At 55.4% G+C, this 23,220-nt stretch carries 22 protein-coding genes; 11 read left to right on the top strand and 11 right to left on the bottom strand.

The annotated features are described in order from the left end of the window. The first annotated feature begins 148 nt into the window (after window positions 1-148). Window positions 149-1,522 carry an MATE family efflux transporter gene (locus tag L1S32_RS07750; protein ID WP_278154450.1) on the top strand — a complete coding sequence of 458 codons (1,374 nt, stop codon included), beginning with the start codon at window positions 149-151 and terminating at the stop codon, window positions 1,520-1,522. A gap of 6 nt (window positions 1,523-1,528) precedes the next feature. Beyond that, window positions 1,529-2,737: an HD domain-containing protein gene (locus L1S32_RS07745; RefSeq protein ID WP_278154449.1), complete on the top strand. Its 1,209-nt coding sequence runs from the start codon at window positions 1,529-1,531 to the stop codon at window positions 2,735-2,737. Between the two features lie 20 nt (window positions 2,738-2,757). On the opposite strand, the gene rsgA is transcribed toward L1S32_RS07745, so the two are convergent. From rsgA to L1S32_RS07695, 10 genes are all read right to left on the bottom strand, one after another. Next, window positions 2,758-3,879: a ribosome small subunit-dependent GTPase A gene (gene rsgA / locus L1S32_RS07740; RefSeq protein WP_278154448.1), complete on the bottom strand. Its 1,122-nt coding sequence runs from the start codon at window positions 3,877-3,879 to the stop codon at window positions 2,758-2,760. A 463-nt stretch (window positions 3,880-4,342) separates the two neighbouring features. Then, the gene (locus L1S32_RS07735; RefSeq protein ID WP_278154447.1) at window positions 4,343-4,939 is read right to left on the bottom strand and encodes a CDP-alcohol phosphatidyltransferase family protein; all 597 of its coding nucleotides are present in this window, start codon (window positions 4,937-4,939) and stop codon (window positions 4,343-4,345) included. Beyond that, window positions 4,936-5,448 carry an adenylate kinase family protein gene (locus L1S32_RS07730; RefSeq protein WP_278154446.1) on the bottom strand — a complete coding sequence of 171 codons (513 nt, stop codon included), beginning with the start codon at window positions 5,446-5,448 and terminating at the stop codon, window positions 4,936-4,938. The genes L1S32_RS07735 and L1S32_RS07730 overlap by 4 nt, the downstream gene beginning before the upstream one ends. Then, on the bottom strand, window positions 5,445-6,509 hold the full coding sequence (locus L1S32_RS07725; protein ID WP_278154445.1) for an aminotransferase class I/II-fold pyridoxal phosphate-dependent enzyme: 1,065 nt from the start codon (window positions 6,507-6,509) through the stop codon (window positions 5,445-5,447). The genes L1S32_RS07730 and L1S32_RS07725 overlap by 4 nt, the downstream gene beginning before the upstream one ends. Further along, on the bottom strand, window positions 6,490-7,623 hold the full coding sequence (locus tag L1S32_RS07720) for an acetylornithine/succinylornithine family transaminase (protein ID WP_278154444.1): 1,134 nt from the start codon (window positions 7,621-7,623) through the stop codon (window positions 6,490-6,492). The genes L1S32_RS07725 and L1S32_RS07720 overlap by 20 nt, the downstream gene beginning before the upstream one ends. A gap of 35 nt (window positions 7,624-7,658) precedes the next feature. Beyond that, entirely contained in the window at window positions 7,659-8,576 is a 918-nt protein-coding gene (gene guaA / locus L1S32_RS07715; RefSeq protein WP_278154443.1) for a glutamine-hydrolyzing GMP synthase, read from the bottom strand. 6 nt (window positions 8,577-8,582) lie between these two features. Continuing rightward, window positions 8,583-10,169 carry a CTP synthase gene (locus tag L1S32_RS07710; protein WP_278154442.1) on the bottom strand — a complete coding sequence of 529 codons (1,587 nt, stop codon included), beginning with the start codon at window positions 10,167-10,169 and terminating at the stop codon, window positions 8,583-8,585. 220 nt (window positions 10,170-10,389) lie between these two features. Next, window positions 10,390-11,499, bottom strand: coding sequence for an SPFH domain-containing protein (locus tag L1S32_RS07705; RefSeq protein ID WP_278154441.1), 1,110 nt, complete (start codon window positions 11,497-11,499; stop codon window positions 10,390-10,392). A gap of 5 nt (window positions 11,500-11,504) precedes the next feature. Further along, window positions 11,505-11,951, bottom strand: coding sequence for an NfeD family protein (locus L1S32_RS07700; protein WP_278154440.1), 447 nt, complete (start codon window positions 11,949-11,951; stop codon window positions 11,505-11,507). Between the two features lie 193 nt (window positions 11,952-12,144). Next, window positions 12,145-12,561, bottom strand: coding sequence for a PaaI family thioesterase (locus tag L1S32_RS07695; protein WP_278154439.1), 417 nt, complete (start codon window positions 12,559-12,561; stop codon window positions 12,145-12,147). A gap of 96 nt (window positions 12,562-12,657) precedes the next feature. On the opposite strand from L1S32_RS07695, the gene L1S32_RS07690 reads away from it, so the two are divergent. Genes L1S32_RS07690 through L1S32_RS07680 form a run of 3 tightly spaced genes read left to right on the top strand, consistent with a single transcriptional unit; the run spans window position 12,658 to window position 14,970 of the window. Continuing rightward, window positions 12,658-13,182 (top strand): DJ-1/PfpI family protein, encoded by a 525-nt coding sequence (locus L1S32_RS07690; protein ID WP_278154438.1) that lies wholly within the window; start codon window positions 12,658-12,660, stop codon window positions 13,180-13,182. Next, on the top strand, window positions 13,179-13,886 hold the full coding sequence (locus L1S32_RS07685; RefSeq protein WP_278154437.1) for a glycosyltransferase: 708 nt from the start codon (window positions 13,179-13,181) through the stop codon (window positions 13,884-13,886). Before L1S32_RS07690 ends, L1S32_RS07685 begins: the two co-directional genes overlap by 4 nt. Window positions 13,887-13,926: 40 nt before the next feature. Continuing rightward, window positions 13,927-14,970, top strand: coding sequence for an HD domain-containing protein (locus L1S32_RS07680; RefSeq protein ID WP_278154436.1), 1,044 nt, complete (start codon window positions 13,927-13,929; stop codon window positions 14,968-14,970). 116 nt (window positions 14,971-15,086) lie between these two features. On the opposite strand, the gene L1S32_RS07675 is transcribed toward L1S32_RS07680, so the two are convergent. Continuing rightward, window positions 15,087-17,369, bottom strand: a complete 2,283-nt coding sequence (locus tag L1S32_RS07675; RefSeq protein ID WP_278154435.1) for a hydrophobe/amphiphile efflux-3 (HAE3) family transporter — start codon at window positions 17,367-17,369, stop codon at window positions 15,087-15,089. A gap of 227 nt (window positions 17,370-17,596) precedes the next feature. Between L1S32_RS07675 and L1S32_RS07670 the strand changes: the two genes are divergently transcribed. The 6 genes from L1S32_RS07670 to L1S32_RS07645 all read left to right on the top strand — a co-directional run bounded on the left by L1S32_RS07670 (window position 17,597) and on the right by L1S32_RS07645 (window position 23,064). After that, on the top strand, window positions 17,597-18,895 hold the full coding sequence (locus tag L1S32_RS07670) for an LPXTG cell wall anchor domain-containing protein (RefSeq protein WP_278154434.1): 1,299 nt from the start codon (window positions 17,597-17,599) through the stop codon (window positions 18,893-18,895). Beyond that, a complete protein-coding gene (locus L1S32_RS07665) occupies window positions 18,892-20,241 on the top strand; it encodes an S-layer protein (protein ID WP_278154433.1) in 1,350 nt (449 codons plus the stop codon). Before L1S32_RS07670 ends, L1S32_RS07665 begins: the two co-directional genes overlap by 4 nt. A gap of 311 nt (window positions 20,242-20,552) precedes the next feature. Continuing rightward, window positions 20,553-21,257, top strand: coding sequence for a PHP domain-containing protein (locus tag L1S32_RS07660; protein ID WP_278154432.1), 705 nt, complete (start codon window positions 20,553-20,555; stop codon window positions 21,255-21,257). A gap of 70 nt (window positions 21,258-21,327) precedes the next feature. Next, entirely contained in the window at window positions 21,328-21,555 is a 228-nt protein-coding gene (locus L1S32_RS07655; protein WP_278154431.1) for an antitoxin VapB family protein, read from the top strand. An 84-nt stretch (window positions 21,556-21,639) separates the two neighbouring features. Next, a complete protein-coding gene (locus L1S32_RS07650) occupies window positions 21,640-21,849 on the top strand; it encodes a hypothetical protein (RefSeq protein ID WP_278154430.1) in 210 nt (69 codons plus the stop codon). Between the two features lie 360 nt (window positions 21,850-22,209). Beyond that, window positions 22,210-23,064: a hypothetical protein gene (locus L1S32_RS07645; RefSeq protein ID WP_278154429.1), complete on the top strand. Its 855-nt coding sequence runs from the start codon at window positions 22,210-22,212 to the stop codon at window positions 23,062-23,064. The last annotated feature ends 156 nt before the right edge of the window (window positions 23,065-23,220 follow it).

The following is a 23,220-nucleotide window of genomic DNA, read 5'->3' as shown; positions in this document are numbered from 1 at the left end:
GCGGTTTAAGTAAAAGGCAGATGAATGGTATTCAGGGAGTTCGGACCTGTCTTTGGCCCGTGGTTTGTATCTGGTATGACATCAGGTGTATCCGCAATGGTTGTGATCTGTCCCTCTGCGTGCCGGAGGAGAATACATGAGGGGTCAGATGAAAGCAGGTGTCGAAACCCTTCTCGGCGACCCGAAACCGGCCATACGCAGCCTTGCCTGGCCCGTCATGGTCGGCATGGTCCTCCAGACGATCTATAACCTGACCGATGCATTCTGGGTGGCAGGCATCAGTGCCGACGCACTTGCGGCGGTCGGGTTCTTCTTCCCGTTCTTCTTTGCCGTATTCGGCTTTGCAAACGGCATGGGGGTCGGTGCGGGCGCTGCGGTATCCCGCCATATCGGCATGCGTGACCGGGAAGGCACAAACAGTGTCGCCACCCACACAGCTGTTCTGGTGGTCGTGTTCTCTGTCATTATTACCATCACGGGACTCATCGTAACAGATTACTTCGGCCTGATACTCGGGGACACGCCGGTCACCGTGATGGCCGCGGGGTATGCGGACATTATCTTCCTTGGCACATTTTTCATTCTCTTTCTTGCCATCGGCAGTGCAGTGCTCCGCGGTGAGGGGGATGCAAAACGGACGATGTATGTGATGCTTGTGAGCTCTCTTGTGAATATCATCCTTGACCCGGTCTTCATATACGGGCTGGGGATGGGGGTGGAGGGAGCAGCGTGGGCGACGGTTATTGCGTTCATCACTGCCTGCATTCCGATATTCTGGTGGATCTTTGTGAAACGGGATACACATGTCCAGATATCCTTTGCCGGTTTCTCCTTTTCCCGGCCGATCACCCGGGAGATCCTGAAGGTTGGCATTCCTGCATCTGTGCAGCATATTTCAATGGCTGCGACGACCTTCGCTCTCAACCTCATCATTCTCATGGTGGCAACAACAGATGGTATCGCCATCTATACCACCGGCTGGCGGGTGATCACCATCGGTGTCACCCCGCTTCTCGGCATCTCAACGGCGGTTGTATCGGTATGCGGGGCGGCCTACGGGGCAGGCATCATCCGGAAGGCGGAGGAGGGGCATCTTTATGCCATCCGTCTGGGGCTCGGCATCAGTCTTGCGGCAACAGCCGCCGTCTATCTCTTTGCCCCATATATTGCCCATGCCTTCACCTATAGTGATGATGCCGCCCACCTCTATCCCGGCCTCGTCATCTTTTTGCAGACGGTCTGCTTCTTCTTCCCTGCCATCGGCTTCGGCATGTTCTCTGCGTCTCTTCTCCAGGGATTCGGGCGGGGCATGGACGCTCTTACCGTGACGTTGATACGCACCATCTTCCTGACCATCGTCTCCTGTTATCTTCTTGCAGTCACCCTCGGGTGGGGTCTTGCGGGGGTCTGGTGGGGCCTTGTCATCGGGAACACCATCGGTGCGGGCGTTGGATTTGCCTGGGCACGTTTCTCTACACAGAAGCTGATCCGTGAGAGGGACCGGTCGGAAGAATCGGTTTAATGTGGTGTGGCAGGCAATCCTCATACCATGGAGATAGCGGGTGCACAGCTCGATGCGATTACCCGGAGGCTAAAGGAGAAGGCAGCGCTTCTCTCTTCCCATGCCTGCCGTGACGATGCGGCCATACGGAGGGACGGGGGGCTGCCGGAGGACCGGGTCATCCGGCCTCCCTTTTTCCGCGACATCGACCGGATTATTCACTCGCGGGCCTTTTCACGGTATATCGACAAGACACAGGTCTTTTACCTGCTGGACAACGAGCATATCACCCACCGTGCGATCCATATCCAGCTGGTGGCGAAGATCGGGAGGACCATCGGACGTGCCCTCTTCTTAAACGAGGACTTAATTGAGGCCATCGCCCTTGGGCATGACATCGGCCACCCGCCCTATGGGCACTTCGGGGAACAGTGTCTCTCTGAAATTTGTGAAACACAGAATATCGGCCGTTTCTGTCATAACGTGCAGAGTATACAGTTTCTTGATACAATTGAGGATACGAATCTCACCCTGCAGGTGTTGGACGGGATTCTCTGTCATGACGGGGAGGTGCATAATACCCGTCTTGCACCTGAACCGATCACGACTCCGGAAGGGCTTTCCCAAAAACGGGAGCTGATGCAGCAGAAGAAGGATCAGGTTCCCGGCACGCTTGAGGGGTGCGTGGTGCGCATCGCAGACACCATTGCCTATCTCGGGCGTGACCTGCAGGACGCAATCGAGATTGGCTGCCTCGCCCCCTCCCTCCCCGGTCTCCCGGAGGAGTGCCGGACACTGTTCTCCCTCGCGGGAGATTACCGCCGGTTCAACGCGTCCATCATCGACACGGTCTGCCGGGACGTGATTGCCTGCAGTTTTGACTGTGGGGAGGTCGGGTTTTCACCGGAAATATCAGCCTGCGTGAAGATGCTGAAACAGTACAACTATGCAAATATCTATGAAAATGCCGTCCTGCACGCCCAGGACCCGCTCATCAAAAATCTCTACGGGGTGCTCTTTGAACGGTTTCTCGGAGATGTCGAAGAAGAGCAGACAGACTCGCTTATCTACCAGGACCTCATCCGTGCGGAGTGGGTTTCATCCGCCTACCTGGATACGGCAACACCACCAGAACTCGTACGTGACTATCTGGCGGGGATGACGGACAAATACTTTGAGTCGGTTGCGCAGGAGCTTCTGATTCCGAAACGGCATTTTCGGAACCATGGACCGTGAGGAATGAAGGACAGATTTTTTTATCTGCCCTTCTCTTTATTTAGCTGCTTCGCGGCTTTTCCAATCCATTTATATTTCTTCTTTTCAAGCCGTTTAAGTCCGATGTCATCTTTTTCCGCCTGAAAATCGGCCTCCTTCACGAGTCGCTGGTAGGAGAGGAGACGTTCTTCAGGGATGAGCCCCGCATTTACTGCCTCCTGCACGGCACAGCCGGGCTCCCCGTCATGGCGGCAGTCACGGTACCGGCAGTCTGTGGCAAATTCAGCGATATCTGCGAAGGTCTCGGCCAGTCCTGCGGCGGCATTTCCCAGCTGGATTTCCCGGACCCCGGGGTTGTCGATGACCATCGCCCCGCAAGGGAGACTGAAGAGCTGACGGACCGTGGTAGTGTGCCGCCCCCGCTCATCATAGTCCCGCACGTCAAAGGTCTCCTGCACTGTGTCATCGAGGAGTGCGTTGATGAGGGTGGACTTTCCGACCCCGGACGAGCCGACGAGGGCGACGGTTGTTCCTGCCGAAAGGAACGGGCCAAGTGCTGCAAGCCCGCTCCCCTCACGGGCGCTGGTCAGCACAACGGGGGTATCCCCGGCGATGGCGGCAGTCTCTTCAACGAGTGCATCTGCATCCTCTGCCACGTCCGATTTGTTGATGACGATGACCGGCCGGGCACCGGACGCATGCACAACCGCAAGGTAGCGTTCCAGCCGCCGGAGATTGAAGTCCCGCCCTGCCGCGGTGACGATGAAGACCGTGTCGAGGTTTGCTGCAATCACCTGACAGGACCCGCCGTCACCCGGTGCACCCCGGGACAGTGTACTTCGCCGGGGAAGAATGTCGACAATCATCCTGGATCCGGTTTCGGGCTGGTCGAGGAGCACCACGAAGTCGCCGACTGCGGGGACTTTCCCGAGACGCCGGAGCGCACCGGATGTTCCCACCCGGACGGTTTCATCCGGAAGGAGTACATCGAAAACTGTCTTGTGCCGTGATGCGACCCTTCCGGGAATGTAGGGGCCTGTATAGCGGGAGAATGCATTTTCCTGTTTTTCGTCCCACCCGAGTTCATGGAGAGCTGTGGTAGTATCTGTCTGTTCTGGTTGGTTTGAAGATTCTTCCGGGATGGTCATGATTATCCTCTTCAATGTGATATTTGACGCCTGATGAATAAAAATTTGGCCGGAATATATGGTTTTTTGCTACCGCGGCTAACCGTCCCATCGCATGAACCGCCTCTCTCTCTCCGTGGGGAGAGGAGGAGCAGGCGTATGCCGGGCGGGAGAGAGGGGTATGTTGTTTTCTGAGTCTGTTCAAAACCTTTCTATCCCGGAATCCTGATGTGATGCCATCTTTCCCTTCATCAAAGTCAGGGATTTGGTCGCTCTTCGTTATTTTAGGCAGATAATTCCCTGCCCTGAATTGAAAAGGAAGGAAGGAAGGAAGGAAGGAAGGGGGAGCCCTCCTCCCTGCCTGGGCCAACTCCCATTTGCGATAGTAAAAAGAGGTCCGGGCAGGCATCCCTCCTGCTCCGGGTATGGCATATAATACGGCAAAAGATGGTGAAAATCAGAGTCAGGAAAAAATGTGATGAGCCGGAAAAAAAGATATTCAGAGCTGTTTCCAGGTCTCATGGAACCGCTGCAGGGCGGTGATATGTCCGAGGACACCGAATATTATGAGCATTCCGTCCATCACCGTGATGCCTGCATACACCGCGCCCGGAATGAATCCGGCGATGATCCCGAAGACGATGAGGAGGAGCAGGCGGTCGGCCCGGCCGAGGATGCCGCCGTAGACCCGGCCCACGCCCACCGCCTGTGCCTGTGTCCCCAGATATGAGGACATGAGGACACCTGTGAGGGCAAAGACGCCGATAAAAGGGGAGGCGAGGGGCCCTGCGAATATGCCGGTGATGATGAAGATGTCTGCATACCGGTCGATGACATGGTCGAGGAAGTCCCCCTTCATCCCGGCGCTGCCGGTGACACGGGCAATCGCCCCGTCCACCCCGTCAAAGAAGGCATTGAGGAGTACACAGATGACGCCTAAAAGGGCCGCCTCGTAATAGAATGCAGCACCTGCGGCAACCGCCGCCAGAAAGGAGATCACTGAACAGGCATTCGGCGTAAACCCGACCTTTGCCATACCTTTGGCTACCGGTTCAACGATCCACTGGACACGGGGGCGGTAATTGTCAACGGTCATACATCTCTTCCTAAAAATTCTGACCAGTCAGGTATAGTGAGGGTATGTGGCGCATCACCACGGATAAATGCCTCGATCTCATCTGCTGTCTCCTGCGCACTCTGAGTTGTGGTGTCAATCACCGTGATATGCTCCTCCGGGTGCACTTCGAGTGCTTCGATGAGAATCGCATCCAGTGCCTCTGCCTCCGCATTCTCCTGCACTTTCTCCTCGGCATATCCGCGTGCTCTCAGCCGTGCGGCGAGGATATCGGGGCGGCAGCGCAGCACAACCACCCGGTCTGCGGGCAGAAGATGGGTGAGGTGGCCTTCGATGATGCCCTCCACCGGGACAAAGGCGTCCACCCATGCATCCTCGTCGATGATGTCGGTGTCGCGTTCAGCGTCATGCTCGAGGAGGTAGGGTTCCATCGACTGCTTCTGCGACACAACCTGCATGCCGCGGGCATTGAGGATGGAGGCGATGGTTGTTTTTCCGGTACCGGGTGTCCCGGTAAGCGCGGTCATCATGGCTGGTATATCTCACCGATGGCAGTGATGAATGCTTCGTTCTCCCACGGTTCACCGATGGAGACACGGATGTAGTGGTCCGGAAGTCCGGGGAAACTGGCACAGGACCGGACAATGACCCCCTTTTGTGCGAGCTCTGTCACCACATCCTCGGCTGTGCGGGGCGCCACGTCCACCATCACAAAGTTCGCCCCGCCGGGTACGACCGGGAACGGGCATTCATCGATGAACCGCTGGCGCCATTCCTGGACGACCGATACGATTGTTTTCACATGCACGGTGTCTCTTAAGGCCGCTGCGCCGGCTGCCTGCGAGACCATGTTGAGGGTGAAGGGGGTTGCCGCCCGGTTGTAGAAGGGTTCGTACCATGCCGGCACAAAGGCGTATCCGACCCGCAGTCCGGCAAGCGAATAGGCCTTGGACATCGTCCTTCCGATGATGAGGTTGTCGAATTTCTTCATCAGGGGACGGTAGTCGGTTCCGTCAAACTCGATATAGGCACAGTCAAGGAAGAGAATCCCTTCATAGTTCTCACAGATCTGTGCGACGGTCTCCGTCGTCTCCGTTGTCCCGGTCGGATTATTCGGGGTGCAGAGGAAGGCAAGTTTTGTCCCTGCCGCATCCCTGCAGAACGACGCCGGGTCAACGGAGAAGTCCTCCTTCCGGGGTACAGATACGGTGGCGCCTCCCTGCGCCCGCACAGCAAGCCCGTAGTAGGAGTAGGTGGGTGTTGCCACCGCCACCGGGTCCCCGTCTGTGATAAAGGTGCGGATGACGGTGTCAATGATGCCGTCCATGCCGACGCTTGCTACAAACCGGTAGTCGCCGTGCCGCTTTTTCAGTGCGGCGATGAACTCACGGTTTGTCTCGTCCGGGTAGCGGTTTGCGTTGGGCAAGACGTCTGTTGCCGCCTTGACTGCCTTCGGTGACGGTGGAAACGGGTTTTCATTGCTCGCCAGACGTGCCGGGCGGGTGTGCCCCGCTTCACGGGCGATATCCGCTGCCCGTGTCGCAAAGACATACCCTTCTTCCAGAAATACTTCACGAATCAAGTGCTTCATTGATAACCCTGACCGCCTGGTCAATATCCTCGTCGGTGATAACGAGCGGCGGGATGAGGCGGAGGTTTCCGCTGGTGCAGTTGACGAGCACCCCGTGTTTCTCACAATACTCCTTCACCTGTGCACAGCGGTCACCGAGGGTGATGCCGATCATCAGGCCCCGCTGACGGGGGTTGCAGGCAGCGAGCCCGTCACGGAAGCGTTTCCCTCTGCGTTCGATGTCATCGATGATTTCCTCAAGGACATCAAGGGTGGCGTGTGCTGCTGCACAGGCAAGCGGGCCGCCGTTGAAGGTGCCGCCATGTTCGCCGGGGAGAAACTCCAGCCCCTCCCGTGCGACGATGCCGCCCATGGGGAACCCGGAGGCGATGCCCTTAGCCATCGTGATGATGTCAGGCTCGATGTCCGCATGCTGGAAGCCGAACCATTTCCCGGTCCGCCCGAATCCGGTCTGCACCTCGTCAATTATCAGGAGTGCGTCGTTTTCGGTACAGATGCTGCGTACTTCCTCCAGGAATCCGTCAGGTGCGGGGATGACACCTGCTTCACCCTGTACCGGTTCGGTGATGACAGCCGCTATTGTCCCGTCCATTACCGCCTTCAGGCCCTCGATGTCGCCGTATTCGATGAATTCGCATTCATACGGGAGAGGGCAGAAGGGGAGACGGTAGGCCTCCTTGTAGGTCAGGGAGAGTGCACCGCACGTCCGGCCGTGGAACCCGGATTTAAACGCGATGAACCGCTTCTTTCCGGTGCGGACACGGGCGAGTTTTATGGCCGCCTCAACAGCTTCTGTTCCGGAATTGGAGAAGAAGACACGTCCGCCTTTGATGCCCGCCTTCTCTGCAATCCGTTTGGCAAGTTCTGCCTGTCCGGGGACATAGAAGAGGTTTGAGATATGGATGAGCTCCTGTGCCTGGCGGCAGATGGCCTCTGATACTCTCGGGTGGCAGTGGCCGGTGGAACAGACAGCGATGCCTGCCACACAGTCGATGTATTCATTTCCCTCATCGTCCCATACCCGTGCCCCTTTGCCGCGTGTGATCAACAGATCACGGCTGAAGTTGCGCATCAGGTATGTCTCACACATATCACGGTATTCATTCTGTACCATTATTCTCGCTTCCTCTCTTCTGTCTTGCTTTCTTATCACTCGTATTCGATGGTTGCCGGGGGTTTGGGGGTGATGTCGTAGACCACCCGGGAGACGCCCGGAATTTCTGCGGTTATCCGCGATGCGATGCGGTGCAGGTTCTCCCACGGCACTTCAACCGGTTCTGCGGTCATTGCATCACGGGAATAGACTGCACGGACGGCAACAATCCACCCATGGAGGCGGATGTCCCCTTTCACCCCGGTACCGAGGCCGATGACTGCCGCAAGGCACTGCCACGGGCTGAACTGTTCGACCAGCTCCTCTTCTGCGATGGCGTTTGCCTCACGGACGATGGCAATCTTCTCCTCGGTCACCTCACCAACACAGCGGACGGCAAGGCCCGGCCCCGGGAAGGGCATCCGGTGCTGGATCTCGGTGGGCATTGCAAGTGCGCCTGCGACTTCCCTGACTTCATCTTTGTAGAGGTCAACGAGCGGTTCGATGACACCCTTGAAGTCGATGTCAACGGGCAGACCGCCGACATTGTGGTGGCTTTTAATACCGCCTTCGCTCTCGATGATATCGGGATAAATGGTGCCCTGCAGCAGGTAGGCGGCCTTTGTCTCGCGTGCCTCACGCTCAAAGACGCGGATGAACTTCTCGCCGATGATTTTACGCTTCTCTTCGGGGTCGGTGACACCTTTCAGGGCCGAGATGAACTCTTCTGACGCATCAACCATCTTCAGGTTAATGTCACTGAAGAGCTCGCGAATCCGGTCGCTCTCTCCTTTCCGCATCAGGCCTGTATCCACATAGATGGGAATGAGGCGGTCTCCGATTGCCCGCTTTGCAAGTTCTGCACAGACCGAGCTGTCTACACCGCCCGAGAGGGCCATGACCACATAGTCATCGCCGGCCTTCTGGCGGATGTCCGCGATTGCTTCTTCAATAAATTTTTCTGTTTTTACCATGATTGCCTACTCCATTTTCTGTAATTTCTGTTCGCGACATGCCTGGACAAAGCCGACATAGGGGGGTGACGGGTGGGTCGGGGTTGATTTGAATTCCGGGTGGAACTGGGTTGCGAGGAAGAATGTATCCTGATTCAGTTCGCAGGTCTCCATCCGCTGTCCGCAGGTGCCGGAGAAGACGAGTCCTGCCTCTTCTAACTGTCCGATATATTCAGGGTTTACCTCATAGCGGTGCCGGTGGCGTTCGGTGATGGTGTCAGTGCCATAGAGAGCATGCACCCGGGTACCTCTGCGGATATCTGCCGTGCAGTTTCCGAGACGCATCGTACCGCCCAAATCCTCCACATCTTCCTGTTCAGGAAGAATAGCGATGACGTGGGAGCCGGGCCCCATCTCTTCACTTGTTGCATCGGGAATGCCTGCAACATTGCGGGCATACTCGATAACTGCGAGCTGGAACCCGAGGCAGAGGCCGAGATAGGGTTTTTTGTGGGTTCGGGCGTATTCGATGGCCCTTATTTTCCCTTCAATGCCCCGGTTGCCAAATCCACCGGGTACGAGCACTCCGTCCACATCCGCGAGTTCATCGCTGGAGAATGTTTCTGCATCCAGCCACCGGATGTCCACTTCAGTTGCAAGAGCGAACCCGGCATGTTTCAGGGATTCCTTGATGGAGATATAGACATCCTCGATGCCGTATTTGCTCACGATGGCAATGGTCACACGGGCTGTGCTCTCCCGGTTGATGAGCGTGTACCAGCTGTTTTCCGGTTCCCGGGCCTTCAGGTGAAGCTGTTCGGCGATCACTTCTGCGAGTCCCTCCTTCTCCATCTCCATCGGCACCAGATAGATGTCGGGGGCGGTAATCGCGCTGATAACCGCCTTTGCTGACACATCCGTGAACGCGGAGATCTTTCTCTTTGTGGCAGCGCTCATGATGCAGTCGCTTCTGCCGACGATGACGTCCGGCTGCAGGCCCAGTTCCCGCAGGGCCTTCACCGAGTGCTGGGTCGGTTTGGTCTTGTGGTCACCCATATTGTCTGCGGGAACCAGAGTGACATGCACGAGGGCCATATCCTCTTTCGGGAGTTCGGCGCGCATCTCACGGACTGCCTCCAGGAATGGCATACTCTCGATATCACCGACCGTGCCGCCGACCTCAACCAGACAGATCTCCGGGGCTTCACCGGGGGAAACCTCTATTTTGGCTGCTTCTGCGATGAAATCCCTGATCTGGGCGGTAATATGCGGGATTATCTGGACCGTTGCGCCCAGATAGTCCCCACGACGCTCCTTCTCGATGACTTCCCGGTAGACCTTTCCCGTGGTGATGTTATGGGCGGATGTGAGTTCAATATCCAGAAACCGCTCATAATTGCCGAGGTCAAGGTCAACTTCTCCGCCGTCCGAGAGGACATATACCTCACCGTGCTGGCCCGGGTTCATCGTACCTGCGTCAATATTCAGGTACGGGTCAATTTTTACCGCGGTTACCGCATATCCACGGTTTTTTAGCAGACGGCCAATGGATGCGGTGGTGATGCCTTTTCCGAGGCCACTCATCACACCGCCTGTTACAACAATATATTTCACCTGATATCCCCTTCCCGACCGGAGTGTATAGAGCCGACTGGTACTCCTTGCCTATATTATAGCATGTACCCTCACTTTATCATTGAGGTTACCCCGTGGCGGCAGGGCATGCACAATGGTCTTTTGGCAGGGTCCGGAGGTCCAAATCTGCCGGTGCGGCGCGGGTGGATATGTCTGCCTGACGGGAGTGTGTCCTCCGGAAAATGGATGGAGAAATGGGTTATTCTTTGCCGGTGTCCGGAGTTTCCGGCGGTTTCAGGGATGATTCAAGATTCACCGGTGTGGTCGGGTCTTCCAGCGTCTGAATCTTCTTTTCGATCTCCTTCACATACTCTGCTGCGTCACTGATGTTCTCTTCTGCCGGAGACTTCCCGAGGATGGATTCGTCCAGCATAACATCCTTCCAGTCCTCGTCGATGAGCACCTCTGCCTCTTCGCCGAGGAACTTTGCACTCTGTTTGATGAGGCCTGAGAGTTCGAACGGGAAGATGATCTTCGTTGCCTGACCGTCGGACATCTGTTTGAGGGCATCCAGGGAGAGCACCGTGATTGCCTTCCGGTCCAGCGCCCGGGACCCGAGGGAGAGGATGCGCAAACCCTGCGCCTCACCCTGCGCCTGCAGTATCCGGGATTTCCGGTCACCTTCCGCCCGGAGAATCCTGCTCTGGCGGTCGCCTTCTGCTTCGAGGATCATCGACTGGCGTTTCCCTTCCGCGGTGAGAATGGCTGATCGCTTCTCACCGTCTGCGCGGAGGATTGCGGCACGGCGTTCACGCTCTGCCGCCGTCTGTTCGGTCATCGCCTGCTTGACCGCTCCGACCGGGTCGACCTCTTTTATTTCGACGCGCTCGACCTTTACGCCCCACTGGTCGGTCTCGCGGTCGAGAATGTCACGCAGGCGGGTGTTTATCAGGTCCCGGTTATAGAGAATCTCATCGAGTTCCATGTCGCCGATGATGCCACGCAGGCTGGTCTGGGCGAGGGCCACGGTGGCCATCCGGAAGTTGGATACCTCAAATGCAGACTTCTCCGGGTCAATCACCCGGACGTAGACGATGGCGTCCACGTTTGTGGGTGAGTTGTCCTTGGTGATGACCTCCTGACGCGGGACGTCCATCACCTGTGTTCTCAGGTCAATCTTGATGATGTCGGTGATAAAGGGGATCACCCACCGGAATCCCGGGTTCAGCGGGCCCCTGTACTGGCCCAGCCGTATTTCAAGCGCCTGCTGGTACGGCTGCACAATCACGACACCTTTTGCAAAGATGAGGATGATTGCGAGCACGAGAATGATGGTGAATATGGTGTCACCCAGTTCCAATAATGCCATGTCTGTTATATCTCCTCAACCACGACGTGTACCCCCACGGATTTCACGACGCGTACTTTTTTTCCGACAGCGATACTGCCGCCTGCGGACCGTGCACTCCAGTCCACATTGTCGATGACGACCTTTCCTTTGATGGTATCCTCCACCACGGCTGTTGTCACAATCCCGGTCTTTCCGGCAAGAGAGTCCTTGCTGATCGTGGACGGGGCCTTGTCCGGGGTTATCCGTGCATACAACCATACACTGCCGCCTGCGGCAATGAGGGCGGTTGCGATGCCTATCAGAATGATCCAGGTTGAACTGAAGATCTCCGGGAAGAGCAATGAGACGGCACCGATGATGATGAGCGTGGTGCCGGGGACTGCAAGGAAGAACCCCGGGTTGAAGGCCTCTATTAAGAGCAGTATGACTCCGATTGAGATCAGAATCCATCCAAGAGCGAATACTTCCATTATTACACTGCTAATTACAGGTTCGGATTGGATAAAGATTATTGAGAGATCGGTTTTTTGCAGGGGTGGTTCAGGGATGCGGCGGGAGTTTCCCTTGCAGGGACCGGTTCGGCTGTATATGCCCGGCAGACGGTGCTGAAAAGAATGAAAATGAGAAGACGGGAAAAACAGGAACTATCGTATTGGCGGATGACTACTGCTGTGCGATCACTGCAAAGGATGCAGAGGACTCAGCAAGGACCTCGCCTGTTTCTCCCGGCCGCCTGACCACGCCTTTGGTGAAGGCGACTTTTCTGCCTTTCCGGATAACGGTGCCCTCCGCAACAATGGTCCCGTCCTGCACTCCCCGGTAGAATGACGTGGACTCACTGATGGTCGCGGTGATCTCGCTTCCTTTCAGGACGGTGAAGAGGGCGAGAGCCATCGCCTCGTCTGCAAGGGCGGTATAGACGCCGCCCTGCAGCCATCCGTCGCCGTTCATCATGTCGGGCCGGACGTCCATCGTGAGGACTGCCTGTCCCTCACCGTAGGAAACGATATCAATCCCCATCATCCGGAAGAAGGGGTTTGCGTCCCGGCCTTTCAGGGAGATCTCTTCGAGGTAGCTCATTATTGGTATGTTTGCTGTCTTTCCCTTTATGAATTGGGCTTTATCTTCCGCATCGTCTGCGCAGGCTTAATGAACCTGTGGTACTGACCTAAGAGTATGAAACTGCTCATGGTCATCGCACACGAAAAGTTCAGGGATGAGGAATATCTTGTCCCTGCGCAGGCCTTTACCGAAGCAGGCATTGCCTTTGATGTAGCCACCGACAAGCCGGGATCCTGCATGGGTATGCTGGGAGAAACGGTTGAGGTGTCGCAGTCCATCAAAGAAAGCGATCCCGCTCTCTATGATGGTATTGTTATAGTCGGCGGCGCCGGCTCTGCCGAATACCTCTGGCCGAACACTGAACTGCGTGCCCTTGTCCGGACGATGTATGACGACGGAAAAGTGGTGGCGGCGATCTGCCTTGCACCGGTTGTCCTCGCCTATGCCGGCATTCTTGAGGGGCGGCAGGCGACCGTCTTTAAGACCCGGCTCTCTGAGAAGGCATTTGCCGAGAAGGGTGTGACCTTCACTGACATTCCGGTCGTGGTGGATGACCTGATCATTACCGCGAACGGCCCGCTTGCTGCGGCTGCATTTGCAGAAGAGGTCATTGAAGCCCTCTCCTCCTGCCCGGAATGACGGTCAGGGAAGAGGACTGCACCATTGTCATTCCGGCCTACAATGAAGCGGGCAGGATTGGGGGATTACTGGGTGGGCTTGCAGCATACCGGGGGCCGGTCATCGTCGTCAGCGACGGCGATGACGATACCGCAGGTATTGTTCGAGCCTTTGCACTGGCTCATCCGTCCTGCCGGCTGGAGTGCCGTGAATATCCTGAGCGTCTGGGCAAAGGCGGGGGAGTTGCGGCCGGTCTGATGCGTGCAGAAACACCGTATGCCGGGTTTATGGATGCCGACGGGTCGACCACCGTCATCGAGATGCGGCGGCTCTTCTCCGTGCTTGCGGATGTGGACGGGGCTATCGGTTCACGCTGGATCGAGGGCGCCTGTGTGCCGGTGCGCCAGAGCATGGGACGGCAGGTGCAGAGCCGGCTGTTCAATCTCTTTGTCCGGCTCATCTTTGCCCTGCCGTATCATGACACCCAGTGCGGGGCAAAGGTATTCCGGACACCGGCAGTGCAGGCAGTCCTGCCGTCTGTCCGGTCACAGGGGTTTGAGTTTGACGTTGAACTCCTGTGGCAGATGAAACGGCAGGGGTATATGGTCCGGGAAGTGCCCATCCGCTGGGAGGACCAGCCGGATTCACGGGTCGGCAGTACGACCGGTATTGCCATGCTGAAAGGGCTTGTGCAGATCCGGTTTGGCCGCCGGTCAAACGAATAGTATCGATACGGGAATCAGATACGACAGGGATTCAGAGATTATGGAGAAGAAGAAGAACACCATTCAGTCGGTCGGAGACCGGGATCTGATTGATGACCTCTTTGTCATCAGCAATGCTGAGATCCGGGAAGGCAAACGCGGGCAGTATATCACCTGCACACTCAGTGACGCGACCGGCACGATGGCATGCAAGATATGGGGCGTGAACGGGCTAAACGGGCAGGTGGCAGAGGCCTACCATGCCATCCGTGAGGGGATGGCTCACCGGATCGCCGGGCAGGCCTCTGTCTACAACGGCGAACTGCAGATGAGTGTGAACGAAGGCGTTGACCATCTGATCGGTGGTCCTGCAGATCATGCCCCGCTTGATGCCAATGACTTTGTCTTCTCGCCCGCTGACTGCACGAAGAACCGTGCCGGGCTTCTCCGGATGGCAGCAGGCATCACCCGTCCGGGGCTGCGTGAGCTGGTTGAGCGGGTCTTTGCCTCCCATGACGCCTTCTTTTTCGTTCCCGCTGCTCGCGCGAAGCACCATGCCTATCGCGGCGGGCTTGCCGAACACACGCTGGAGGTGGTCCGGTACACAGAGGCCTTCCTGACCGGTGCGGAAGGCATCTCTGCAGACCGGGATGTCGCAGTGGCAGGGGCGCTTCTCCATGATGTGGGAAAGGCCGTCTGTTTTGCAGAGCAGGGCTTCTCGTACTCCCAGCTTCCGATATACTCTCTCCTCGGGCATATCAGCCCGGGCATCTCCATCATTGAACAGGCGGCGGCTGAGACTGACGTGGACGGGCAGGACCTTAGCCACCTGCTTCATATTGTCCAGACCCACCACGGGCCCTACGGAGACCCGAAACCCCATACGGTTGAGGCATGGGCCGTCCACCAGGCCGACAATACGAGCGCCATTCTTCATGAAGTGGCCTCGGATGTGGAGGACACAGGGCCGGGAGAAAGCCGGTTTGGGGCACGGTCAAAGGCGCCGGTGTACCGGTATCCTGCGCCGGCGGGTACAGCTGAGTGCCAGCTTCCGGCATCCGAAGCAAAACCCACCGGGAGATCGGACCTCTCGCAGTGGTATTAACTCTCCTCCTGCCGGTGCGGGGGTTGTTCCATGGCTGTTCCGGGCAGATCTGCCATTTTGTCTGCATGGCACGCCTGCAGGAGATGGTCCCATAAAAAAGAGTGTCTTTCCGGGGATTACCGGGTGCCTGATGAGGTGCCCGTCATGCTGTCTGTCTTCTTGTTTCTGAGCCGCTTTTCCACCGCCACCATCAGGGTGAGGACGGCTGGCATAATGACGATTGCTCCTATCAGTGAGAATAAGACGGCAATCACGGTGGAAAGGCCGAAACTGGAGACGATGGGGAAGACCGAGAGCATGAGTGCGGAGAATCCGCCTGCCGTTACGAGGCCGGAGACGGTCACAGCGGATCCTATTTTCTGCACCGATGTCCGGATGGCTTCAGCGGGGTCCGCGGCAAGCTCCTTCTCCTCAGAGAACCGCTCCATCACAAGAATCGTATACTCTGCTGCAACCCCGATGGTCATTGAGCCGAGGCAGGCACTGATTGGGTTGTAGTGGAGGCCTATCAGGATCATGGCGACGGCGTTCCAGCCGACGATGCAGATGATGGGAACGACCGGCGTGATGGCATGGATTCTCCGGTATGCAAGAATTAAAAAGAGGAATATCAGGACAAACCCGAGATTTGTCATTGCCTCCTTGCTGGATGCGATCATATCCATCAGGTTGGTGTAGAGGTCAAAGTCACCGGTCGCATAGACTTCAAGGTGCGGCGGGGGTTCAGACCAGATGACATCTGCTTCGACCTGCTTTTTTAATTCGTTCTGTTCATCGATGGTGAGAATGAGGGTGGTAAATGAGATGACCGCTTCGTTGTCGCCCTCCAGGTACGGGTCTTTTTTGGATGCAGGAATTTCCGCAAGGACGGCATTCAGGGTGCCCTGGTCATCGGGTATTACCCCGTTGTTCTGCTTTCTGACGAGGGACGCAATACTGTCCGCTTTGGTGATCTCGTCATGTTCAGAGACAGCCCGTGTGCTGAATGCATCAATCCACTGTATTGCTTCAATGCTTTTGAGGTCATCCCCCCGGATATAAAGGGGGAAGGGTGTGACAGAACCCCGTACATCCTGCACCTTGTCGAGGGCAATCTGGGCCGGCAGGTCAGGCGGCGCCATCGACTTGGTGTCGGTGTCGATGGGAATGCCCGGGTCGAGCGAGATGCCCGCGAAGGCAATCACCACGGCAATGATGAGTACAGGAACCGCGGATGCAGATACCCGTCCGACCAGTCCTTCCAGCAGATGATTGTAGCGGTTCATGGCCCGCATCATCAGTGTCGGCTTCCCGTCTTTCGGGATATATCCGAGGAGTGCAGCAAAAGCGGGAAATCCGAGGAGTGCTGTGAAGTAACAGCAGGCGACCCCGATGATGGAGACGACGGCAAACGTCTTTATCATCGGCACCGGGGAGATGAACATGGCGAGAAATCCCATTGTGGTTGCAAGCATGGCAAGCAGCACGGCCGGCCCGGTATTCTTCAGGGTGTCCCGGGTGGCTGCCTCCATTGAGGCCCCTTCCCGCCGCTCTTCATCAAACCGTGCGTGAAACTGGACCGCATAATCAATACCCAGCCCGAGCAGAATGGGAAACGATGCGATAGCGCCGTTATTTATTTTCACTCCCAGAAGGCTCAACAGAGCGAAGGTGTATACAAGGCCGAATGCGAGGATAATGAGCGGGAGGAACCAGTGGCGCATGTTGGAGAAGAGGATGAAGAGCACGATTGCCATCAGGATGAGCGCACCCACGATGAGGACCACTCCTGACATGACCATGTCATCCTGCAGTTCAGCATTATAGGGGGTGGCGCCGGTTACATCGATAACGGTGCCGGGCGGGAGGTCTGCTTCATCTGTCAGTGTCTCCAGACTGGGGAGGATGGTCTGTGAGACGTCGGTTGATATGCCCTGTTTGATGGTGACATACAAGAGTCCCGTCTGGCTGTCGGGGATGAAGGTGTCTTTGATGTCTGCGGGCAGGAGTGAGAGTATTTCTGTTGTTATTTCCGGATTCTGCGGCATCATGCCACCATTCACTTCTGCCAGAACATCGCCGAGCGAATTTGTTTCGGTGACATATTCGAGGCGTCTGATCTCTTCTTCGAGTATCCGGAGGTCCTGCAGGAGGGTATAGTCTGCAGGGTCGGCCGTCTGGATGAGGAGGATATAGGTATCAGAGACAAACTGTTCGTTGTACTGGTCGTAGAGTATCCCCTCAGGGGTTGATTTGTCCAGGTACTGGTCTGACGATGATTCAAACTGGATGCCGGTTGCAGCAAAGAGTCCGGCAAAAAGGAGGATGGCCATGGCCGCAAGCACAGATCTGTGATGCCGGTATACGGTCCCTGCAAGACTGCTGTAGAGTGAAGGAATGCTGATTGTGATGGTGCGCACCGTCCCGTGGTTCCGGCAGATGCCTCCCGATATTGGATGGCATGATGATGTCTGTCGGCGTATTTAATCCCGAATAATAGTATGATTCTGATTTGCCCTTAAAATAATCCTCTGAATCTGACTATCCGTATGTAAAGACGTTTAAAGAGTACGTATAATATTGTTAGTACCGGGACTGCGGGTTTGTCCGAACAAAATGCGCTGTTCAGGTCAACGCTGGTGTATCTATGAAATCACGCTATCTCTTTGTGACTGCCGGTCTTCTCCTCCTGGTACTGGCAGTGTCACCGGGTCTTGCAGGGGAGAAATTTTTCACTGATGGCCCGGTCATCTCGGTCTCCGTATCCGGGAGCAATCAGTTCAGTCCGGACGAGGATGCAGAACTTCCCCTCCTTGTAGAAAACCGTGGGCTGATTGACATGAAACTGGTTCAGCTCCGGTATCTGACCCCGGATTATCTGCCGAATACGGCGCGGTCGGTGAAGGTGACCCTCCTGCCGGGAAACGCCCCCGTTACCGTGAAGTCCGATACGCAGGTGCTGGGCATCCTTCCGTCAGGGATCGTGGAAAAAGCATCCTTTGATATCCACATCCCGGCAGATGCCGCCGCCGGCACCTATGCCATGACAGCCCGGGTGGCGTATGAGTATATGCAGTCGTATGACCAGTCGGGGCAGGATGCCATCACATACCATTTTGCGACGGTCACCGAGGACCTTCCGGTGACCGTCGTCGTGACGCCATCTGTCATCCTTGCGATAACCGATGTGCAGTCCACTGACCTCAATGCCGGCGGCGAGGGGTATGTCACAATGGCGGTCACAAACACGGGCACCGATGATGCCGCCCATTTCGCCCTGTATATCGAGCCGGGCGGAAACGGGCCGCTTACTCCGGTCGAGGCCAACATCTATGTCGGTGAGTTCGCCGCCGGAGAGACGATCACCCCCCGCGTGAAGGTGTCGGTTTCACAGGATGCGGATGAGACGCAGCAGTATCCGCTGACCGTCTTTGGTCTGTATAAGGATTATGAAGGGATGGATGCGATGACGAGCCCGGTTCTTATCGGGGTGAATTTCCTGGGCAAAATCACGTTTGCTGCGGTGAGTGACCCTGCGGCGGCAAAGGCAGGGGAAGACAGCCTGATTCATGTGACCTACCGGAATACGGGTGCCGCGACTGCATACCAGGCACAGGGCAGAATCAGTGTCGTCGATCCCTTCTCCGGCACCGATTCCAATGTCTACCTCGGTGACCTGAAACCGGGTGAATCGGCAGAGGCGGTCTACCGTGTTCAGGTGGACAAGGCAGCGACCATCAAGAAATATTCGCTTGATTCTGAAATCCGCTACAACGACGCACTGAACAACAATTATGTCTCTGATACGGTGAAGGTCATCGTTGATGTTCAGCCAGCGGACAATACCACGATGTATCTCATGGCAGTCCTTGGTGTGCTGATTGTCGCATTCGGCGGGTTCTTTTTATACCGCCGGAAACAGCAGGGCGGAAGGCAGGAACCGTGAGGCGCACTCGTCTCCTGCCACCGTGCCGGGCGGGCGGGGCAACCAAAGGAATCCGGCGGCTTGTCCTGTGCGGTATCCTTGCCGGGCTGTTTCTCTGTGTCCTCACCGGTCCGGTGTGCGGTGCCGGAGAGGCGTTTGTCCGGAGCGAACCTTCGCTCTATGCAACGCTTTCAGGAACCGATGAGTTCGTTCCGGGGACCGATATCCGGCTGGACTTTGTCGTTGAAAACCAGGGTGTGGATACGGAAGTCCTCCGGGAGCTGGAATACACGGTCTTCACCCTCAACCCGACCACCGCACTGGGCACGGTCGCAGGTCTTGAAGTTGCGGGTGCGCCTCTCTCGGTACAGTCAGAGCCCTATCTCATCGGTGACATCCCGGCGGGGGAGAGCCGGTCTTTTACGGCCTATGCCCATGTGGATGAGAATGCTCCGGCAGGCACCTGTGTGCTCTCTGTCAGTGCTGATTATCATTATGCGGCAGCCCAGCATCTGCTCCCGTCCGGGGAGTGGCAGTATACCTATGAGGAGAAGACCGTCCGGCTGGAGGTCCCGGTGAGGATCAAAGGAGAAGTGAAGCCGGAGATTCTCTCGCTTCAGGCAGAAAATCTCTGTCCCGGACAGACGGGGACCATCACGGTCTCCCTGAAGAATGCGGGGTATGCGAAGGGCACCGTCGCTGCTGCTGAACTAACGAGCCTTTCCGGCGTCTTCCGGCTGGTGGACGGGGGTGTATTCATCGGTGAATTCGCACCGGGTGCGGTGACGGACGTGACCTTTACGGCATATGTGAGTGATGATGCCAGTGCAGGCCTCTACCCGGAAGAGGTGATGATTGTCTACACCGATGAGCATGGTGAGCCGCAACGGTCGGTCTCTGAGAGAACAGGCGTTCCCGTGGGTGCAGGGGCATCCTTTGCCATCGTCTCCGGGCCTGTTGAAATTGAGCCCGGTGAGACGAAGGCTATCCGGGTGATGTTCAGGAATACCGGTGATGCAACGGCATATGACGCACGGGCACGGATTGTGCCGGGCTCACCCCTGAGCGCCTCGGTTGATACGGCGCTCCTCGGTGACATGGCGCCCAATGAGACGAAGAGCGCCGACTTCACGGTCAAACTTGCATCCGGCTCGCTTGAAGTACCATACGGCCTGAATGCCGAGATCAAATACCGGGATGCACGCGACACCCTGATTCTCTCTGATCAGATTGTGCAGCAGGTGAACGGGGCGGCCGGCAATCCGGTGAAAGATCTACTGCTGAATCCGGTTTCTCTTGCCGTGATTGTGGGTATTGTGCTGCTTGCGGGTTATTATCTGGTGACCGGCAGGCGGAAGAGCCGGTAAAACCCGCTGTGGATTTCGGGTGTGGTGCGGCAAAGGGGGGTTCACCTCTCTCTGCCCGTTATGAAGCTGCAGAGGGCAGTTCTCACCTGTCTCCGTTCAAAAGAATGGTGTTCTCTTTTTTTTTGGATCTGCGAAAATGATGGGTGACATCGGTTAGTACGGTTGGGCCAGACATCCTCGTGGATATGTGTCTGGGCATAAGGCAGGTTTGATGGTGTGCCTCGTGCCGGCGAAAAGAATATGGATTTCATATTCTGAATATACTCTATGTCGACAAACCCTTTCTTAACAAGAAATAGTATATTCATGTAATGACTCCTCCGGAACACATCCGCCTGGATATGCACGTGCATTCATACTACTCGTCTGATGCCTCGAATAGTCCAAAGACAATTGCGGACGGCTGGAAAAAATATGGGATTCTTCCGATTGTCTGCGATCATAACAGCATCCTGGGTGCAGAGGAGACCTACCGCCTCATCAGGGAGCAGTCACCTGATGTGCCGGTCATCCTTGCTGAGGAAATTCTGACAAGCGAGGGAGAGATCATCGGCCTCTTTCTGAACGAGGAAGTCCCGGCCTATCTCACGGCAGCAGAGACCCTTGACATAATCCGGGATCAGGGGGCAATCTCGATTGTGCCCCATCCCTTCTGCACCTACCGGTCCACTGCCATCCGGCGTGATACGCTGATGGAGCTTGTCGGCCGCATCGATATTATTGAAGGATACAATGCACGCAATGTGACGCTGGAGGCAAATGTGCTCGCTCAGCGTCTCGCGGATGAATGGATGAAGCCTGTCTCGGTGGGTTCTGATGCCCATACACCGTTTGAGCTCTTCTCTTCCTATGTCGGGATTGAGCCGTTTGAAACGCCAGGTGAGCTCATCCTGAATCTATTGACAGCTGAAGTCAGGTACCGGAAGGTGCACTCTTCACTGCACGGGATATCCAGACTCATTAAGGCGGAGAGGCTGGCAGGTGGCTGGAATCCGGTTCCCGGCAGGGCTCAATAAAGAATGCCTTTCTCGGCGGGGATGCGATATTTTTCCTTTTTTAGGCCTCCAAAAAATGTTATCTTTGTCTATGTGCATATACACAATCACGGGGGCGAGAATCGTTGATATATCAGATGAAGCGTATGAACGGTTGTTCTGTCTGAAGGGCATACCAGACATGAGTATCCCGGAAGTGACGCTGAAATATACCTCTCCCCAAAAGGAGCTCTCAGAGATTCTCCGGGGGTCTGGCTTCAATGAGGAACGTGCGGATATGGCAGAGAAGCCATCCGGTGAAATTCGGCTGGGGGCATGAGCCATTACTACACAGAATAAATCCCAAAAGGCCGTCCGTGACCGCATCCCTGAGATTATTCGCTCTCAGGGAAGGCCATGTGAGGTGCTGCAATACACTGACCGGACGTTTCTCCGGCATCTGGAATACAGGCTCATCGAGGAGCTGGAGGAATATCTCGAATCAAAAGACCCCGAGGAGCTTGCCGACCTCCTTGAGGTCTGTTACCGGGTGGCTGAACTCAAGGGGCGTTTCAGCAGAGGAGCTGGAGCAGATCCGGCAGACAAAGGCTCTCGAGCGGGGCGGGTTTTTTGAATATTCGGTGCTGGTGTTTGTCGGGGATAGGAGGTGAAAGCCGTGGATGAGCACGGGGCAGCAGTGGCATCTGCACAGGCGAAACCTGAACGGAAGATGCTTCCTGTGTACCTGTGGACAGGGCGATCATTTTTGTGGGGATGAATGATGAATTCTTTCTTTCCCCCTTGTTTGTCTGGTCTGAATGGGCCTCCGATTCTCGCCATAAATAAACCATTCTTCCAGATGAATTTTGGATGTAATTATGCCCCATTTGATAAGCAGGCAGTGAATAGAATGCATGCATTCACAGCATTTTGGTTATTCTATACTGATGACGTTTCATTTTTCTCTATCCGAACCAATTAATCATTTGAATCTATGAAATCTAACAATAGTGATAAACAGAAGATAACCGGTTTCTTTGGATTTTTTGATATTTTAGGATTTAAAGAGATTATCGCAAAGAATGGTCTTGAATATTTATGCGACATTATTGGTCCTATCCTTGACACTCTGGATAATGAGGCAGTAACAATGGGTGGGGTTGATCCCTCACAGGATTTATGTATCCATCCTACCAGCACCTTTGTTTTTTCTGACACCATTATTCTCTATGAAAAAGTACCTCAATTACCAAATGGGCATATCCATAATTTCGGACCAACACTAATTGAAAAAGCAGCAATATTAACTCGATTAGCATTTGAAAAAGGAGTGCCGTTACGTGGTGCCATTAGTTTTGGTGAATATATTGTAACTGATCGGTATTTTTTTGGAAAACCAATTCTCGAAGCCTATATGGCTGAGAAAAAATGTAGCTGGAGTGGAGTTATTTTCTGTGACTCTGTAGTAGAAAAGATGCAACAACAGCCACCAACACAAATTGTAAACTGGCGTGGGATTGAAAATATTCGCGTTCGAAGCCATCCATTCAATCAGGAACTTATTGTATCGGATCACAGGATTCCTGATGGCAGAAATCGGCGAAATCCCGCACTAAGGTGGGATGATATATTAAGATTCAGACAAATTGTGCCCGGCCTTGAACATCTGAACAGCACAACAGATGTAGCCATCATTCAAAAAAGGGTTGTGGATGCCTTTTCTCAGCACAACAAGAGCATTGATGAGAAAAATATTGAAATTAAGATTAAGAACACTACTGATTTTCTTATTCATTGTGGAGGTATCCCGATTAAAGAATTGCGATTACAGTACACTCCTCCTTCATAAGAAAGTTACAAATTTTCGTGACTCCTCCATTGTCCTGAACGGAAGATGCTTCCTGTGAACCTGTGGACAGGGTGATCATTTTTGTGGGGATGAATGACCACATCCTCTCCCGGCAAAATAGGTATATTTTTCCTCTTTTAACCGAATCATGCCTTT

Source organism: Methanogenium sp. S4BF (genome assembly GCF_029633965.1).
Lineage (GTDB): Archaea > Halobacteriota > Methanomicrobia > Methanomicrobiales > Methanomicrobiaceae > Methanogenium.
Note: the sequence above shows the minus strand (reverse complement) of the source record. Positions and strands in the feature narration are given on the sequence as shown.